General features: G+C 71.6%; 17 protein-coding genes. 7 read left to right on the top strand and 10 right to left on the bottom strand.

Features of this window, described 5'->3' with window-relative positions:
* Positions 1-3 precede the first annotated feature (3 nt).
* The 3 genes from uraD to LXM90_RS29245 are packed head-to-tail and all read right to left on the bottom strand — an operon-like array spanning position 4 to position 2,768.
* Positions 4-513, bottom strand: coding sequence for a 2-oxo-4-hydroxy-4-carboxy-5-ureidoimidazoline decarboxylase (uraD, locus tag LXM90_RS29255; RefSeq protein ID WP_234083304.1), 510 nt, complete (start codon positions 511-513; stop codon positions 4-6).
* Positions 510-1,466, bottom strand: coding sequence for an allantoinase PuuE (gene puuE, locus LXM90_RS29250; RefSeq protein ID WP_020094528.1), 957 nt, complete (start codon positions 1,464-1,466; stop codon positions 510-512). The genes uraD and puuE overlap by 4 nt, the downstream gene beginning before the upstream one ends.
* 42 nt (positions 1,467-1,508) lie before the next feature.
* Complete coding sequence (locus LXM90_RS29245) at positions 1,509-2,768, bottom strand: urate hydroxylase PuuD (RefSeq protein WP_020094529.1); 1,260 nt, start codon at positions 2,766-2,768, stop codon at positions 1,509-1,511.
* A gap of 276 nt (positions 2,769-3,044) precedes the next feature.
* Here LXM90_RS29245 and uraH point away from each other — a divergent pair, with 276 nt between their 5' ends.
* Positions 3,045-3,410, top strand: a complete 366-nt coding sequence (gene uraH, locus LXM90_RS29240; RefSeq protein WP_020094530.1) for a hydroxyisourate hydrolase — start codon at positions 3,045-3,047, stop codon at positions 3,408-3,410.
* A gap of 51 nt (positions 3,411-3,461) precedes the next feature.
* Here the strand turns inward: uraH and LXM90_RS29235 are convergent, their stop codons facing one another.
* Positions 3,462-4,361: a helix-turn-helix transcriptional regulator gene (locus LXM90_RS29235; protein ID WP_026605153.1), complete on the bottom strand. Its 900-nt coding sequence runs from the start codon at positions 4,359-4,361 to the stop codon at positions 3,462-3,464.
* A 165-nt stretch (positions 4,362-4,526) separates the two neighbouring features.
* Here LXM90_RS29235 and LXM90_RS29230 point away from each other — a divergent pair, with 165 nt between their 5' ends.
* A complete protein-coding gene (locus tag LXM90_RS29230) occupies positions 4,527-5,114 on the top strand; it encodes a DUF308 domain-containing protein (RefSeq protein ID WP_026605154.1) in 588 nt (195 codons plus the stop codon).
* 106 nt (positions 5,115-5,220) lie between these two features.
* Entirely contained in the window at positions 5,221-6,015 is a 795-nt protein-coding gene (locus LXM90_RS29225; RefSeq protein WP_020094533.1) for an ABC transporter permease, read from the top strand.
* Between the two features lie 41 nt (positions 6,016-6,056).
* On the opposite strand, the gene LXM90_RS29220 is transcribed toward LXM90_RS29225, so the two are convergent.
* The 3 genes from LXM90_RS29220 to LXM90_RS29210 all read right to left on the bottom strand — a co-directional run bounded on the left by LXM90_RS29220 (position 6,057) and on the right by LXM90_RS29210 (position 8,833).
* Positions 6,057-6,476, bottom strand: a complete 420-nt coding sequence (locus LXM90_RS29220) for a RidA family protein (RefSeq protein ID WP_103985149.1) — start codon at positions 6,474-6,476, stop codon at positions 6,057-6,059.
* Positions 6,477-6,642: 166 nt separating this feature from the next.
* A complete protein-coding gene (locus tag LXM90_RS29215) occupies positions 6,643-7,608 on the bottom strand; it encodes an alpha/beta fold hydrolase (RefSeq protein ID WP_181049160.1) in 966 nt (321 codons plus the stop codon).
* Between the two features lie 289 nt (positions 7,609-7,897).
* Positions 7,898-8,833, bottom strand: coding sequence for a site-specific integrase (locus LXM90_RS29210; protein ID WP_234083302.1), 936 nt, complete (start codon positions 8,831-8,833; stop codon positions 7,898-7,900).
* 687 nt (positions 8,834-9,520) lie between these two features.
* Here LXM90_RS29210 and LXM90_RS29205 point away from each other — a divergent pair.
* Positions 9,521-11,218 carry a methyl-accepting chemotaxis protein gene (locus LXM90_RS29205; protein WP_234083301.1) on the top strand — a complete coding sequence of 566 codons (1,698 nt, stop codon included), beginning with the start codon at positions 9,521-9,523 and terminating at the stop codon, positions 11,216-11,218.
* 130 nt (positions 11,219-11,348) lie between these two features.
* Positions 11,349-11,651 (top strand): hypothetical protein, encoded by a 303-nt coding sequence (locus tag LXM90_RS29200; RefSeq protein ID WP_234083300.1) that lies wholly within the window; start codon positions 11,349-11,351, stop codon positions 11,649-11,651.
* Positions 11,652-11,777: 126 nt separating this feature from the next.
* On the opposite strand, the gene LXM90_RS29195 is transcribed toward LXM90_RS29200, so the two are convergent.
* Together LXM90_RS29195 and LXM90_RS29190 are read right to left on the bottom strand one after the other, a co-directional pair.
* Positions 11,778-12,017 carry a hypothetical protein gene (locus tag LXM90_RS29195; protein WP_042674370.1) on the bottom strand — a complete coding sequence of 80 codons (240 nt, stop codon included), beginning with the start codon at positions 12,015-12,017 and terminating at the stop codon, positions 11,778-11,780.
* A gap of 104 nt (positions 12,018-12,121) precedes the next feature.
* The gene (locus LXM90_RS29190; RefSeq protein WP_234083298.1) at positions 12,122-14,044 is read right to left on the bottom strand and encodes a hypothetical protein; all 1,923 of its coding nucleotides are present in this window, start codon (positions 14,042-14,044) and stop codon (positions 12,122-12,124) included.
* An 884-nt stretch (positions 14,045-14,928) separates the two neighbouring features.
* Between LXM90_RS29190 and LXM90_RS29185 the strand changes: the two genes are divergently transcribed.
* A complete protein-coding gene (locus LXM90_RS29185; RefSeq protein WP_091978554.1) occupies positions 14,929-15,342 on the top strand; it encodes a hypothetical protein in 414 nt (137 codons plus the stop codon).
* A 212-nt stretch (positions 15,343-15,554) separates the two neighbouring features.
* Here the strand turns inward: LXM90_RS29185 and LXM90_RS29180 are convergent, their stop codons facing one another.
* Positions 15,555-16,256, bottom strand: coding sequence for a TetR/AcrR family transcriptional regulator (locus tag LXM90_RS29180; protein WP_419149875.1), 702 nt, complete (start codon positions 16,254-16,256; stop codon positions 15,555-15,557).
* 81 nt (positions 16,257-16,337) lie between these two features.
* On the opposite strand from LXM90_RS29180, the gene LXM90_RS29175 reads away from it, so the two are divergent.
* Complete coding sequence (locus LXM90_RS29175; RefSeq protein WP_020094818.1) at positions 16,338-17,078, top strand: glucose 1-dehydrogenase; 741 nt, start codon at positions 16,338-16,340, stop codon at positions 17,076-17,078.
* Positions 17,079-17,086: the final 8 nt, after the last annotated feature.

Below are 17,086 nucleotides of genomic sequence, written 5' to 3'. Positions count from 1 at the left end.
GCGTCAGTCCGCGACGAGGGCCTCCAGGCGCAGGGCGGCGATCCGTCCGACCTGCCGCAGGGCCTCGGCCCGCTCGGTCTCCGGCGGGTTGCCGAGCCGCTGCTCCAGGCGGGCGAGGATCGCGTCGCGGTCGAGGCCCCGGACCGCGATGATGAACGGGAAGCCGAAGCGCTCGGCGTAGGCCCGGTTGAGGTCCCGCAGCCGCGCCACCGCGGGGGAGGGGCCGCCCAGCAATCCGCTTCCCGCCTGCTCGCGGCTGGAATGCGCGGTGAGCGCGCCGCGCTGGGCGGCCCGCCCGGCGAGCTCGGGATGCGCCCGCAGCAGCGCGAGCTGGCGGACGCGGTCGGCGCCGGCGACCGTCGCCTCCATCGCCGCGTGCAGGTCCGCGCGCCCCGCGAAGGGCCCGCGGTCGAAGGCCGCCTCGGGGACCCAGGGGGAGTGCTCGTAGACCTCGGCGAGGAGGTCCACGAAGGCGTCGCGCGCGAGCGCGTTGAGCGCGGCGATGGTGATCACGGACCTGTCCTCTCCGGGGTCGGTCCCGCCGCCGGGGCGCCGGGAGGATGGTGGGCCGCCCAGTGCCGGGCGATGTCGATCCGCCGGGTCACCCAGACGTCGGAACGGGCCAGGACGTGGTCGAGGAACCGGGCGAGGGCCGGCAGGCGCGCCGGGCGCCCGACGAGGCGGCAATGCAGCCCGATCGACAGCATCTTCGGGGCGCTCGCCCCCTCCTCGTAGAGGCAGTCGAAGGCGTCGCGCAGGTGCGCGAAGAACTGCTCGCCCGACGGGAAGCCGCCGGGGATCGAGAAGCGCATGTCGTTGGTGTCGAGGGTGTAGGGCACCACGAGGTGGTCCCGGCCGGCGACGCGGACCCAGTAGGGCAGGTCGTCGGCGTAGCTGTCCGAATCGTAGAGGAAGCCGCCCTGCTCGACCACGAGCCGCCGGGTGTTCGGGCTGTCGCGGCCGGTGTACCAGCCGAGCGGCGTCTCGCCGGTCAGGCTCCGGATCGTCTCGACCGCGCGGGCGAGGTGCTCCCGCTCGATCGCCTCCGGGACGTCCTGGTAGGGCAGCCAGCGCCAGCCGTGGCCGGCGATCTCGTGGCCGTCGCGGAGAAAGGCCTCGACGGCGGCCGGATTGCGGGCGAGCGCCTGCGCGACGCCGAAGACCGTGAGGGGCACGCCGCGCTCGCGGAACAGGCGCAGGATCCGCCAGACGCCCGCGCGCGCGCCGTACTCGTAGAGGCTCTCCATGCTCATGTGCCGCGCGGGGAAGGGCGTGGCCCCGGCGATCTCGGAGAGGAAGATCTCGGCGTGGGGGTCGCCGTCGAGGACGGAGCGCTCGCCGCCCTCCTCGTAGTTCAGCACGAACTGGACGGCGACGCGGGCGCCGCCGGGCCAGCGGGCGTCGGGCGGCGCCTCGCCGTAGCCGACGAAGTCGCGCGGGGGGCCGTCTGTATCCGGTGCGGTCACGGGCGGGATCCTGCGTTGGCGCGAATAGACGGGGTCCGACGGTTATCGCGCGGCGAGCCAGCGGGCGAGCGCCGCGCGCTCCTCGGGCTGCATGTCGGTGATGTTGTTCGGCGGCATCGCGTGCGTCAGGACGGCCTGCAGGCGGATGGCCGGCGCGAAGCGCGCGACGTGCTCGGGGCTGTCGAGGAGCACGCCCTTGGGCGGGCTCGTCAGGCCCGGCCACAGGGGCTCGGCGGCGTGGCACATGGCGCAGCGCGTCCCGACCACGGCCATCACGGCGTCGTCGACCGCGGGGCCCTCGAGCGCGCCCGCCCCGGCCGCCGCGAGGCTGATCGCCGGGGCCGGAGCCGGGGCCGCCTCGGCGGCGGTCGACAGGCCGATTTGCTCGCGGGCGCCCGGCGACGAGGCGACGCTGATCGCGACCGCCACCGCCACACAGGCCGTCGCGACGCCCCAGGTCCACCAGCGGTCGCCCCCACCGGCGTTGCGCACGTTGAAGTAGTGGCGGACGACGCCGCCCGCGATCACCACGAGGCCGACGATGGTCCAGCTGTAGGGCGAGGACCACGCCATCGGGTAGTGGCCGGACAGCATGAAGAACAGCACCGGCAGCGTCAGGTAGTTGTTGTGGGACGAGCGGTTCTTCGCCTGCTTGCCCCAGGCGGGGTTCGGGACCCGGCCCGCGACCAGCTCGGCGATCGCCTTGCGCTGGTTGGGCATGATGACGAAGAACACGTTGCCGGTCATCCAGGTCGCGATCACCGCGCCCGTGTGCAGCATCGCGGCCCGGCCGGAGAAGACCTGCTGGAAGCCGTACGCGAAGGCGACGACCGTGAGGAACACGGCGGCCGCGAGCAGCGGCGGCCGGTTGGCCAGGGGCGAGCGGTTGAGCCCGTCATAGATCAGCCAGCCGAGGGCGAGGGCGCCGAGGCCGATGGCCGCCCCGGTCATCGGCGTGATCACGCGGACCGCCGGATCGATCAGGTAGAGGTCGGCCTGACCGTAATAGACCCAGCACAGCAGCGAGAAGCCCGACAGCCAGGTCGCGTAGGATTGCCATTTGTGCCAGATCAGGTGCTCCGGCATCCGGTCGGGCGCGACGAGATACTTGCGCACCTGGTAGAAGCCGCCGCCGTGCACCTCCCAGGCCTCGCCGCCCTTGCCGGTCGGGATTGCCGGAATGGCGCGCAAGCTGGCGTCGAGATGCATGAAGTAGAACGACGCGCCGATCCAGGCGATCGCGGCGACGACGTGGGTCCATCGAATGAGGAACCCGCCCCATTCGTGCAGGATCGGATACATGGGACGGATCCTCCGCGATCTGTCGTGGGGCCGGGTTCGGCCTCGATGTCGGCTCGTGGTTCGGCCCGAGCCGCGACCCCGGGTGTGCCCCGAACCGCGGCCGGCAGCGACCCGCCGCGGCGCCAAGGACCTTCAAAATCGTTCGGAAAATGCCGGGCGCTTTCCGGGTTGTCCGAGCCCCCCGCCCCGTGCTCGTCTCCACCGTCTCCTTCGGCCCGACAGACCTTCGCCCGCCTCGGGCCGCGGGCGCGGGCCTTTCCGTCCGGGAGGACGCCGATGGGCCATCTTTCGACACACGTCCTCGACACGGCCGCCGGCAAGCCGGCGGCCGGGGTCACCGTCGAGCTCCGGCGCCTCGCCGGGGACGGCAGCGGGGACGGCACCGGGGAGACCGTCGCGTCGGCCACGACCAACGGCGACGGACGGACCGACGCCCCCCTGCTCGCGGGCGACGCCCTGACGCCCGGGACCTACGAGCTCGTCTTCGCCGTTGGCGCCTATTTCGCCGGGACGGGTGCCGGCGCCGAGCGGCCGTTCCTCGACCGCGTGCCGGTGCGCTTCTGCGTCTCGGACCCGGACGCCAAGTATCACGTCCCGCTGCTCATCACGCCGTGGAGCTACTCCACCTATCGCGGGAGCTGACACGGGATCGGCCGGCATCGGCCCGGGCGGAGCCTGCCGGAGCGCCGGAACTCAGCTTTCCGACCGCGCCCCGGCGGCGCGACCGGTCGCCTCCCGGGGCGAGTGGCCGAACAGCGCCTTGTAGGCCCGGCTGAACGCCGCCTCCGACTCGTATCCGACGCGCAGGCCGATCTCGCCGACGCGGGCGTCGCCCGCGGCGAGCATGTCCCGCGCGAGGTTCAGGCGCCACTCGTTCTGGTAGCGCAGGGGTGAGCGACCGACGAGCGCGTTGAACCGCTCGCAGAAGCTCGACCGCGACATGCCGGCGACGTCCGACAGGGCCTCCACGCTCCAGCGCTGCAGCGGCCTCTCGTGCATGACCTTGAGGGCGCGGGCGATGCGGGGATCGGCCAGGCCGGCCAGCCACCCCGACGTCCGGCCGAGATGAACCCAGGTCCGCAGCGTGCGGATGACCGCGAGGTCGATGATGCGCGAGATCATCAGGGCCGCGCCGGGTTCGGCGTCGGTCGTCTCGACCAGCAGGAAATGCACGAGGCCGTCGAGCCATCCGGCGCCCTCCTCGCGCCGGATGCAGATCTGCTTCGGCAGGAGCGCGATCATGCTGCGGAGCGTGTAGGGATCGAACCAGAACCGGCAGGCGACGACGTCCGCGCCCTCGGCGGCGACCAACCGCCCGGTTCCGAGGCCGCGGGGCAGGAACAGCAGGTCGCCGGGGCCGACCGCGAGGGACTCGCCGTCGCCTTCGAGGATGAGGGCGCCCGCGATCACCACGAGGACGTGGCCTGCGCCGGCATCCAGATCCAGGCGCTCGCCCGGCGCGACCGGCCGGGACTCGACGCGGTCCCCGGTGAGGCGGATCTGCGCGAGCACGTGGGACAGCAGGTCGCCGGACGCGGCGCTGCGCGGCCCGCCCTCCGGAAGATCGGTCAAGTTTTCCAGCGTTTCCGACATGGCTGGCCCCGGCTCCCGATCCTAAACGTGGGCCCATCGAAGCGCGTATTCGCTCGGCGCGTCCGGATCTACGAAGCTATAAATCGGCATCTATCGTGTCCATCTGCCTTGTTCACGAATAGATCCGGTCCGTCGAGCCGCGCTCAGTACACGAAGGAGCCGACGATGAGAACCGACCCGCAGCGCGATCGCGGTCCTGCCTTGCCCTGGCTCACCGCCTACTACTTCGTGCGTGCCGGCGTCGCCGCCGCCTGGGTGGCCGCCGCGCTCGGCCTCGGGAGAGGCATGCCGGCGGTCGCCGCGACGCTCTTGGTCGCCTATCCCGCCTGGGACGCGCTCGCCAACCTGGCCGACGCCCGGCGCAACGGCGGCCTCGCGGGCAGTCCCAGCCAGGCCCTCAACGCGGCGATCAGCGCGGCGACCGCGATCGCGGTCGCGGTCGCGGTCGCCCTCGGACGGGGCCCGAACGCGGTGCTCGCGGTGTTCGGCGCCTGGGCCATCCTCTCGGGACTGCTCCAGCTTCTCACCGGCGCGCGCCGCTGGCGGGCCGGCGCCCAGTGGGCCATGGTCCTGAGCGGCGCGCAATCGGCGCTCGCCGGCGGCTTCTTCATCCGGCAGGCGGCCGGCGCCGCGGTCCCCGGGATCGTGGATGTCGCGCCCTACGCGGCGTTCGGCGCCTTCTACTTCCTCGTCTCCGCGGCCTGGCTGACGGTGACGCGCCTGCGGGACGCGTCGCGGGCGCGCGCCGCCTAGGCGCCGATGCGGCCGGGCGGATCCGACCTCGATCATCGCCCCGGCCCCCGGACATCCGCACCGTCGTCCCCTCCCGACCGCCGTCGGACAGCAGAGGCCATGGTCCATGGGCGCGCGAACGAGCGTGAAGCCGCGGAGGAACGCGGTCGAGGCCTACCTCCACGTCCTGCACGCGCTGATGCTGCGCGACATGCGCACCCGCTTCGGCGCGTCGATGTGGGGCTACGGGGTCGTCGTTCTCTGGCCGTGCGTGCACGTCTTCGTGCTGATCACGATCTACACGGTTCAGAAGCTGCCCGCGCCGCTCGGCGACGACAGGGCCCTGTTCTTCGCGACGGGCGCCGTGCCCGTGCTCGTCTTCCAGTACATCTCGCGCGAAGTCATGAAGTCCGTGATCGTCAACCGGCCGCTGACCTACTACCCGCAGGTCAGGCTGTTCGACCTGGTGTTCTCCCGCGTGCTCGTCGAGATCGTCACCGGCTTCCTGGCCCTGCTGGTCGTGAGCGGTGTCCTGGTCGCGCTCGGCACGAACCCGGTCCCGGCGGACCCGCTGACGGCGGTGGGCGGCTACCTCGCCGCGATCGCGCTCGGGATCGGGATCGGCACGATCAACGTCGCGATCATCGGCTTCTTCCCCGGATGGCTGATCGGCTACGCCCTGTTCAGCATCATCCTCTACGTGTCCAGCGGCGTCCTCTTCCTGCCGAGCTACTTGCCGGAACGGCTGTACTACTGGGCCAAGTTCAATCCGGCCCTGCAGGTCGCGGAATGGATGAGGTCGGCCTACTACCCGGCTGCCGGACTGCAGGTCGACCATCTCTACGTCGTCGTGTTCGGCCTGACCGCGGCGTGTGTCGGCCTGGGCCTGGTCGTGCGCGGCGGCGGCCAGCTGCGAGGCTGAGCGGGGACGCGTCCGATCGGCCCGGGCGCGGAGGACGCGGCTCAGCCCGATCGCGCGTCCGACGACGGCGACGTCGCGCCGCCGCGGTGGGCGATCAGGTCGATCTCGACCAGGGCGTCGTAGGCGAGCCCCGTCGTGCCCACGCAGGTGCGGGCCGGCAGCCGGTCGGGCGGGAAGAAGGATTTGTAGGTGGCGTTGAAGGCGGCGTAGTCGCGCTTGAACTCGGTCAGGAACGCGCGCGCGACGACGACGTTCTCGAGGCCCAGGCCGAGGCCGGCCAGGACCGTCGCGAGATTGGCCATCACGTTCCGGGTCTGCGCCTCGATCCCGTCGGGCAGGACGCCGGGCCCGTCCGGCGTGTCGGGCATCTGACCCGTGACGAAGACGAAGCCGTCGACCTCGACCGCGTGGCTGAAGGGGGCGACCGGCTGCGGCCCTCCGGAGACCATGTGGAACAGCATGGCCGACGAGGCGGACTGGGGTTGCGGCACCGCGATCTCCCTTGCGACGGGCGCGACCCGCCCGATCTCCGTGATCCAGGTCCGCGACCGTAGGGTCACGATCAGGCCGGGGATAGTGTCGGATGCGGCGGTCCGATCCGATCCGCGCCATGCCCGGTGGAGAGGGTCAGAAGAAGCGCCGGATCTCCTCCGCGATCGCGTCGCCGTCCGTCTCCAGGGCGAAGTGCCCGGTGTCGAGGAAGGTGACGCGGGCCTCCGGGATGTCGCGCCGGAACGCCTCGGCTCCGGGCGGGATGAAGAACGCGTCGTTGCGCCCCCAGACGGCGAGGAGCTTCGGGCGGCGGGCGCGGAAGAAGGCCTGGATCAGCGGGTAACGCTCGAGATTGCGCTTGTAGTCGAGCTTGAGCGTGACTTGCCGGTCGGCATTGCCCGGCCGCGCCAGGATGGCCGCGTCGAGCGTGTAGGCCTCGGGCTCGATGCGGGACGGGTCGGGCACACCCTGGACGTAGGCGGCCCTGACGCCGTCGAGGGTCATGCGGGCGCGGATCGCCGCGACGGCGGCCGCGTTCGGCGCGGCCCAGTAGGCCCGCAGCGGCGCCCAGGCCGCGTCGCCGAGCCCGTCGAGATAGGCGTTGCCGTTCTGGGACACGATGCCGGCGACGCGGTCGGGATGGGCGAGCGCCAGATCCCATCCGACCGGCGCCCCGTAATCGAACGTGTAGAGGATGTAGCGGTCGAGGCCGAGCGCGCCGACGAACGCCTCCGTCGTGCGCGACAGCGACGCGAAGTCGTAGACGTAGGCGCGATCCTCCGGGACATGCGTGAACCCGAAGGAGGGCAGGTCTGGCGCGATCAGGCGGAAGCGATCGGCCAGCCTCGGCATGAGGTGCCGGAAGTAGAAGGACGAGTTGGCGAAGCCGTGCAGCAGCAGGATGACCGGGGCGTCGGGGCGACCGGCCTCCCGGTAGAAGACGTCTACGCCGTCGGCCCGGACCGTGCCGTGGCGGACCTCTCCGGCCCGCGCGGGGTGGACCTCCGCCCGCACGGTGCCCGACGCCGCCGCGCCCGTCGCCAGCACGCCGCCGGCGAGCACACGCCGCCGCGTCGCGCGGGCCGGTCCGCGCGCCGTCATCTCGTCTCCGTGCGTGTGTCGCGTCATGGCGCGCCTCATCCTGGCGGGACGGCATGCGTCGGGATCGTCACCGCCGGGTCGGACGGCGCGACCGTCGTGCGGGACGGCGATCGGCCTGGCCGGGCCGCGGCCCGGACGGGCGAACCCGACGGCGCGACCATGATGCAGGGACGCGGCGCGCTCCGGAACAGCGAGTGGTCGCAATTCACCATTCCCTGCCGTGAAACGGTCGACGGCCGCCGCGGCGGCGACCGCGGGCTTCCCGAAGGCCCGAAGCGCCGCCCCGGCGCTAGAGGCCGAGGTTGCGGCCCGGATGCGCGTCGGCGAGCTTGGCCCGGCGGACGTAGCCCCGCATCGTCTTGAGATCCCGGTGGCGGGAATGCGCCATGATCTCCTCGTCGCGCGATCCGCGCCTGTACGCCTCGGTGATGAAGCCCGCGCGGAACCCGTGGGCGGAGATGCGCTCGCGCGGTCCGGCGACGAGGCCGGCTTCCGCCGCGCGCTTCTGAACGATGCGGCCCACCGAGTCCGGATGCAGCCCGTCGTCCATCACGGTGCCGTCCGCCCGGACGGCCCGGAAGACGTAGCCGTCGGCCGGCGCCGCCTGCAGCCAGCGCCGGAGCGCGGCAATCGGACAGGTCGCGGGGCTCCCGCCCGCCAGGACGGTCACGACCGTGCCCTCGCCGTCCTGATCACCTTTCGAATGCGGCAGGAAGACATCGACGGCGCCGTCCCGGAACGCGAGATCTTCGTGGCGGATCCGCGCGACCTCGGAGCGCCGGAACGCGCCGGCGAAGCTCAACAGGAACAGGGCGCGGTCCCGGAGCGCGGCCACCGTCCCTTCGCAGGCGGCGACGATCCGGAGCGTTTCGGGCACGCCGAGCGCGGCGGCCTGCTTCTTCGGCCTGCCGTAGCGCCGGAACATCCCGCGCAGCGCCGCCCGGACGGCCGGATGGGCCGGGACCCACGGCAACCCCTGGAGCTTGTGCGCCTGACCGATCGTGACGAGCCGACGCTCGATCGTCGCGCGCTTGTGGGTCTCGGCCATGGAGGTGAGGTAGCTCGCCACCTGATCTGGACCCGCGGGGAGGGGCGCGAGATCGTGGCCGCTGCACCAGCGCGCGTAGTGCTGCCAGTCGGCGCGGTAGGCCCGACGGGAATTCTCCGAGAGGGCCTCGTCGGCGAAGGCGCGGGCGCGGGCGGCAAGCGTGGCGGGCAGCGTCATGGCTCTCTCCCTCGGTCGCGCCTGAGCGTGACGCTACGTCTGATAAGAAAGGGTTATCAGACGCTGACCGATGCGGCGCGGCCCGGGCCTCCCCGCTACGTGGAGGAGGGTGGGCTGCGTGCCTCGCGAACGGTCCACGCGCGGACGGGACGTTCCCGCTCCGCGGCAGGGCGAGAACGGCGCGCGATCGCGCGGCTCTGCGGCCCGGCATCACCCGCCGCGGCGAGTCGGAGCGTCCATCGGAACCGTGTGATCGGATCGGGGTGGCGCCCCATCGCCTCCGCATCCGGGCAGACGGTCCGCCAACGGTCCGAGCCAGCCGCCCGGCCCGCCGGCAGTGCTTCTCCGGTTCGTCCGGATGGTCACCCTCCGATAGCGTCGCTACGCCCCGGTCGCGACGTTGGAACACCGCCGCGGGAGGTGTCCGTGCGTGCGGTCACGCGCTCGACGGAAGTTCATCCAGTGGTTGTGAAGCACGCCGCGGAACTTTAATCCCGGACGATCGCGGTTTTTATTGATCAGACTCTGACGCCGAGCGCGCAACCTCAAATCACTATTGGATATCCCTGGCAAGAAGACCGCGATCATTAACCTGCATTTAGTTTCGCACCCGCATCTTGGCTCAACGCCTTCCGCATCGAGCAAGCTGCGGAGCTCTCTGCGATCCTGAACACTGGAGGGGATGTCATGGGTCGGTTTCGCAATTTGCGATTGGGCACCAAGATCGCGATACCGGCCGCCCTACTGCTCGCGACCGCCGTCGGCATCGTCTTCTTCGCGCGGTCGGCGATCGACGAGCTCGAGAAGAACACCCAGCAGATCGTCGACGTGGCCGCCGTTCGCGCCGTCACAGCGCTGCAGATGGCGCTGGCCATGAGCAACGCGACGATCTCCGAGAAGAACATCATCATACAGACCGATGCGGCCACGATGGCTGCCGAGCGTCAGCACTTCCAGCGCGAGCGGACGCTCGCCTACGAGGCGATCGACCGCCTCATCGCCCTCGCGGACACCCCGGCTCGGCATTCGGCGAACGCAGCCATCAAGGTCGATATGGGCGCGTATTTCGCGGCGGCCGACCGCGCCATCGCCCTGGGCATGAAGAACGATGCCGAAGGGGCCCGGACGATCTCGGTCGACGAGGGCCGCCCCGCGCGGGCCAAAGTGCTGGAAGGCGTCCAGATGCGGACCGAGACGAACGCCAGGGAGCTCAGAGCCTCCAGGGACCACGCCGTCGCCGTCGCCGAGCAGATCAAGCTGACGCTCACGGTCATCGCCGCGTCGGGCCTTCTCGTCGCATTCGGGATTCTCGGCGGGATCGTGCTGTTCGGGATCAACCGGCCGCTGGCCAGCCTCGTCGGCGTGCTGCAGCGGATGGCCAGGGGCGAGGTCGACGCCGAGATCGAGGAGGCCGCCCGCGGCGACGAGATCGGTGCCGTCGGCAAGGCGGTCGAGGGCATCAAGGCCATGGTGGCCCAGAAGGCCGCCGAGCAGGCCGAGATCCGGCGCATTGCCGACGCGGCGGCGGCCGTCGAACGCAAGCGGACGATGGTCGAGCTCGCCGACGGTTTCGAGCGCGCGGTCGGCGGGATCATCGGCATGGTCTCGTCCTCGGCCACCGAACTCCAGGCCACGGCGCAGACGATGACGGCGACGGCCACCGAGACGGCTGGCCGGTCGACCACCGTGGCGGCCGCAGCCGAGGAAGCCGCCAGCAACGTCAACACGGTCGCCGCCGCCGCCGAGGAACTCGGCTCCTCGGTTCAGGAGATCGGCCGGCAGGTCGACGGCTCCGCCGACATGGCGCGGGTGGCGGTCAACGAGGCCGACCAGACCGGCGCGCTGGTGCAGGAACTGAGCGCGTCGGTCGCGCGCATCGGCGACGTCGTCGGCATGATCTCGACCATCGCGGGACAGACCAACCTGCTCGCCCTGAATGCTACCATCGAGGCGGCCCGCGCGGGTGCCGCCGGCCGCGGCTTCGCGGTCGTGGCAACGGAGGTGAAGGCTCTGGCCGAGCAGACCGCCAAGGCCACCGAGGAGATCACCGGGCAGATCGCCCGGGTTCAGGCCTCCACCGGTCAGGCCGTATCGGCCATCGGGTCGATCACCGTGCGGATCCAGGAGATCAGCCACGTGGCCACCTCGATCGCCGCGGCCGTGGAGCAGCAGGGCGCGGCGACGCAGGAGATCGTCCGCAACGTCAGCCAGGCCGCGATGGGCACCGGCGAAGTGACCAGCAACATCGCCGGCGTGGCCGGCGCGGCCGAGGAGACGGGCGCGGCGGCGAGCCAGGTTCTGGGAGCGGCTTCCGAGCTGTCGCGCCAATCCGAGCATCTCGCTGCCGAGGTGGGGCGCTTCATGGCCACCGTCCGAGCCGCCTGATCCGGGGGCGACCCGCGAGCCCCCGTCCGGCTCATCGCCGGACGGGGCCGTTTCAGGACCGAGATCCGCGAAGGCGGCTCTCGTCCGCCCTGAACCTTCTTCCCGCATCCGGCGTTGAAGACTTCAATCCATGATTGAGGTCCCGATGAAACACCGTACTCTCTTGCGTACTCTCTCGGCCGCTGCGCCGCTGGCGGCCGTCCTCGCCGGGACGGCCTACGCGCAGGCGCCGGCCACCGCGCCGGGCGCGCCGCCGACCTCCTCGGGCGTCGTCACGCCTCAATCGGGCGCGACCGGCGCGCCGGGCGCGGTGACGGGGTCGCCGACCGGGCAAGCCGCCGACACGCGTTCCAACAGCTCCTCAGCCGCGGGCAACGCCAACCAGCCGGAGCGCCCGTCGCCGCAGGGCGGCAGCGGTGGCAGCAGCCGATAGCCGTCGACGATCAGCCGGCACGGCCCCGGTTACGGCCCCGTTGCCGGCGGCCTCTCCCTGAACCGCTCGCGCCGCGCGGCGGCTGCGACACCGGCCATCGCGCTCGGGTCGCGCCGTCGCCGCGCGTCAGGCCTCGTCCTCGGCCGAGCCGGGCCAGGCCGGACCGTGACGCTCCTCGAGTTCGGCTCGGCCGGCTTCGGTGATGCGGTACTCGACGGTCTTCGTGTCCGGATCCGTCCGACCCGTCGCGAGAACCAGTCCCAGGACCTCCATGCGCCGCATGTAGCCGCTGACCTGATAGAAGCGGGCGCCGGTCTGCGCGAGGGTGCGGAGCCGGTAGAGGCTGCCGGGCGGGAGCTTGTACATCGCCCGCCACCGTATCGGTTGTCGGCCCGGACGTCAGTGGGGACAGGTCGGTTCGGCCGGCAGCCCCGCGGGTGCTGGACCGCCGCGCGATGCGCGCGGGTCGTTCACGCGAGGCGGGACGGCGCGGCGGATCGGGCCGCGAGCGCCGGCAGGACCGTCCGCCCGTAAGCGGTGGTCGCGAGGCTCGCGCGGAGCTCGCGGTAGAGGTCGTCCCTCCCGAGGCGACAGTCGAGATCGGGGCGCGCCGCGAACCCGTCGAGTTCCTCGAGGATGAGCGCGGCGAAGTCGGCGGGCTCCAGCAGACTCTCGGCGGCATCGAGGACGCCGTACTCCTCCAGGAATCCGCCACTTAGGGTGATCAGGCCATCCCTGTACCGGATCAGCGCGAAATAGACGCCGAACCGGATCATGGCCCGGTCGCGCCAGCCCGCCTCGGCGATGTAGGTCCTCATCATCACGTCGGTGGAGTAGACCTCGTGCTCCCCGTCGCGCTGGGCGAGGTAGTCGCGGAAGACGTCGTGGGCCGTCGGATCGAGGTGGAGCAGCGCCTGCATGGCCGGTGCCAGCGCACCCTGATCGTCCTCGGGCCCCCAGAGCTGGCGATACAGCTTCCTGGCCTCCACCACCCCCGGCTGGACCGCGAGATAAGTCGTGAGGAGTGCGCGCAGCGCCGGGACCACGGCAACGCGCTCGCGGGCGATGCGCGCGAAGAAGGCCGATTCCGTCATCGCCCGCCCGCCGACCTCGAAGGTCAACGCGAGCACGTCGCCCCGCAGGAGTCCCCCCAGATCCGCTCGGATCCGGCCGGTGAGCGCGTCCAGGGCTTCGGCGATGGCGGCAGCCGAGAACGCCGCGACGGTGACCACCGGCTGCGAGCGCGCCAGGAAGCGCCGGACCGCCGACGCGCTCGGGCCTGCCGACGGCCGGGATCGATAGCCGTCCTCCTCCGGGGTGATCGTCCGGGCGGGCGCCGCGTCGGCGCACCGAGCGCGCGGGATGTAGACGGAGTCGCTGAAGAAGCGGATCTCGACCCGCTCCGCATCCGCCACGTCGGCGAAGGCGGAGACGGCCTTCGCGCCGTCGTAGCGCGCGAAGGAGAAGACGGGCGAGCGCGTGCCGTCCAGGCCGATGCGCTGGAAGTCCGTAGTCCGATCCCAGAAATACCCCGACTTGATCCAGAACGCCCGCTCGTCGGGCTCCCAGGCCACCTCGGTGATCGCGTGCGGAGGCTCGGAGCCGGGCCGCGCGACGAGCGTCGCCGCGCGGGCGACGGGCCCGGTCGTCCAGAGTTCGACGGCCTGTCCGAGGCGGGGAGGGCCGGCGTCACCCGTATCGGCTGCTGCCTCCGGTACGCCCCCGCGCGCGGGATCGGAGTGCGGCGTGACGGCGTAGCGGCCGCTGGGGCTGAACCAGTAGGGCTTCACCGCGTCCGGCAGCGGGTCGTAGCGCAGCGTCGCGCCGGCCCGTTCGAGCCGACACAGCCCGTAGGCCGACCCGCCCGGCCCGCACCGGAAGCCGATGAAGGCCAGTCGCCCTCCGGGATCCTCGAACAGGTCGCCGTGAATGGTCAGGATGGCCGGCCCGTCCGGGCGCGGCGGATAGGCCTCCTCGGGCGACAGGGACCCGACAGGGCCATCGGCATGCCAGACGAGTCCGCGCCCGTGCTGCAGGATCTCGAGATCCGACGCCCGCAGGACGACGATGTCGTCGAAGTACTGCTCGTCGTTCTTCGGGCCATGGCTCCGATAGACCGCGATCCGGTCGGCATCGCGGGTGACGAACAGTTTGTGATTGAAGGGTCCCTCGCCCGGCAGGCGGCGCCGCACGCGATCCCGGCCCGCCCGCCAGTCGATCAGGCAGAGTTCCCCGTCATCGGACAGGCAGACCAGCCCCGCAGCGCCGACCAGGGCGGCGGCCCGGATCGAGTCCTGCGGAAAAGGCAGGATCATGCGCCACCGCCCGCCGTCTTCGACGGCCGCGACCGTGTTGTATCGCTGCTCAGTGCCGGTGATCGCCAAACGGGGCATGCACGATCCTCGTCAGCGCCGGAAGGTTCGGTCGACGGGCCCGCCGCCCTCCGGGGACGCCCGATGGCCGCGGAGAGGGGAGGGCGCTGTGACCCGTATCTCCCCGTGCCTCGCACGGATCGAGGGGCGGGCGGTCGAGCCGGTCCTGCACCGTTGTCGAGATCCTGCCGACGCGTCCCGGACTCTTCCCAAAGACTTCATCCATCTCGCGCAGCGCGCCGGCAGCATCCGTGCCGTCGGCTCCGGGTCCGGCCGGTGTTGCGCCGGAAGAGCACGGAGCTCGTCCATGTCTAGCGCCCTCGTATGGTACCCCGCGCTGCAGCGAACGTCACGGCGCGGCGATGAGCTAGTCCTCTGGACAGGGCCGCCGGCTCCGACGATGCCATCGGACAGGTTTGGGCACCGTGGCTCTGTTCTGCTGGCTGCGGTTCGCATGACAGAGGGAGCGCCACCGTGAGGCAACGCCGGCGCGCAGCCGTACGGCCGCAGGGCGCGTGTGACAGGAATGAGGACGGGTTCGGCGCATTCCCGGACGCGATCGTGACGGCTCTGGCGCTCCGCGCGACCGACGGCGGCCCCCGGATCGCCCGAGGCACACGTCTTCGACCATGCGGACAAGGGCTGGCGCTCGACCCGGCGTCGACGAAGACGGTCACATGTCGGGCGACGACAGGCCGCCCGACAGCGCCGGGGGCTTCCACGGCTTCCCGGCCTGGCACGCAGCATCATCGAGCACGCGCCACCGGCCGGATACACGCACGGAACAGAATCCACCCATCATGCAGCAACTCCATGGACGAAGCGTGAGGACATCGAAGGCCATGCGTCGTGAGATCACTTTTCTTACCGTGGCAATTCTAGGGTCTTGTCTTGGAGTACCGGCGATGGCGCAGGAGATGCGCTGGCAGAAGCGGGAAGGGGACGGTCGCGTCCATCTTGCCTACGAGATTCCGGACAGCGGCGCGCAGAGCCTCGCGCTCACCTGCGACACGCGGGGCGGACAGCTGAGTGTCGACTACTACGACGACAGAGACCGCGCTCGGGACGGCACCCGGGCCGAGGTCGAGTTCGCCTCGGAGGGCGGCACGCTCTCGCTGCCGATGCGGGCGAAACAGCTGGAACTCGACGACCAGATCGTGCTCCAGACCACGACAACGTTGACGCAAGACTGGGTGCGGATCCTGTCCGGCAAGACCCTTCGCGTGACGCTCTCTGGCGACACGCAGCGGATTCCTCTGGCCGGCGCCCGGACCGGTCTCGCTGCCCTGGTCGCGGGCTGCAGCCGCCCTTCGCGATGACTTCGCGATGACGCCGGGGGTCAGATCGTAGTATAAGTGCCGATCATGCGGAATTCGTCACCGCATTCCATAATGTTTGTTATGCGAATAACTTTCAGCGGCTCGAAGCTTCTCATCGAAGACGGCATCGCCGACTTCCCGCCGGACGCCTGAGGACGCCGCGCGCCCTCCCCAGACGATCGGGCCGCCGGCGGGCCGCGCGTGCCGAACCGTCACCGGAGGGGTCGATCGCCCTCACCCCCGACCCGCGCGTCCCACCCCGCCATCGTCAGCCGGGCGACGGCCTCGAGCTCCTCCCGGGTCGCGCCGTCGCGGGCCTGGAGCGACATGCCGTTCTGCACCGTGAGCACGAAGCGGGTCAGTGCGGAGACGTCGACGGCGGCCCCGATCTCGCCCGCCGCGACCGCGCGCGCGAGCCGCTCCGCGACCCGTCGGCGTCCCTCGGCGCGGGCCGCGCGCAGCAACGCGCCGAGTTCCGCCTGTCCCTCGCTGCCGGCAGCCGAGAGCGTCACCATGCAGCCGAGCGGCTCGATGCGGCCGCAGGCGCCGGTGAGCGCGGCGGCCGAATCCATCAGGAGCGCCTCGACGGCCTCGCGCGCCGATGCGGCAGCGTCGAAGTTGGCCCAGACCATCCCGCCGTACCGGTCGCCGTAGTGGCGCAGCGCCTCGGCGTAGAGCGCCTCCTTCGAGCCGAACGCCGCGTAGAGGCTCGGCGACCCGATCCCCATGGCCGCGGTGAGATCCGAGATGGATGTCGCGGCGAAGCCGCGGCGCCAGAACAGCTGCATCGCCTGATCGAGCGCCGCCTCCCGGTCGAAGGCGCGGGGCCGGCCGCGACCGCGGGCGGGCGCGGCCTGATCCCCTGCCTGGTCCCCTGCCTGGTCCCCTGCCTGGATCGAAGCGGATTTTTGCATCGATCGTTATATAAACCGCTTGACCCGGGCCGGCAACGCATCTAGCCATTTCTGTGTTGTTCATTACAGAAAGAGGCGGACGTGAGTGAGCTGGCAGGCAAGCGCGCCCTGGTGACGGGCGCATCACGCGGCATCGGTGCGGCCATCGCCCTGGCGCTCGCGGACCGGGGCGCGGACGTCGCCATCACGTACGAGCGGTCCGCCGAGCGGGCGGCCGAGATCGTCCGCGCCATCGAGGCGAAGGGCCGCCGCGGGCGCGCCATCCAGGCCGACAGCGCCGACGCCGCGGCGGTGAAGCGCTCGGTCGACGAGGCGGCCGAGAGCCTCGGCGGGCTCGACATCCTCGTCAACAACGCCGGCATCGCCCGCGGCGGCCCCGTCGCGGAGATGAGCCTCGCCGACATCGACGCCATCCTGGACGTCAACGTCCGCTCCGTCGTGCTGGCGTCGCAGGCGGCCATCCCGCACCTGAAGGAGGGCGGCCGGATCATCTCCATCGGCTCCTGCCTCGGGGAGCGGGTCCCGTTCCCCGGGGTGACGGTCTACTCCATGTCGAAATCCGCCCTGCTCTCGTTCACGCGGGGTCTGGCGCGCGAACTCGGGCCGCGCGCCGTCACGGTGAACCTCGTGCAGCCGGGATCGACCGACACCGACATGAACCCGTCCGACGGGGCGCAGGCGGACATGCAGCGGGCGATGACCGCCCTCGGCCATTACGGAACGCCGGACGATATCGCGGCCGCGGTGGCCTTCCTGGCGAGCCCGGCCGCGCGCCAGATCACCGGCACCACCCTCACGGTCGACGGCGGCGCCAACGCGTGAACCTCCGC

The sequence above is a fragment of the Methylobacterium oryzae genome (genome assembly GCF_021398735.1).
Taxonomy (GTDB): domain Bacteria; phylum Pseudomonadota; class Alphaproteobacteria; order Rhizobiales; family Beijerinckiaceae; genus Methylobacterium.
This window is presented reverse-complemented; position numbering and strand designations above follow the sequence as displayed.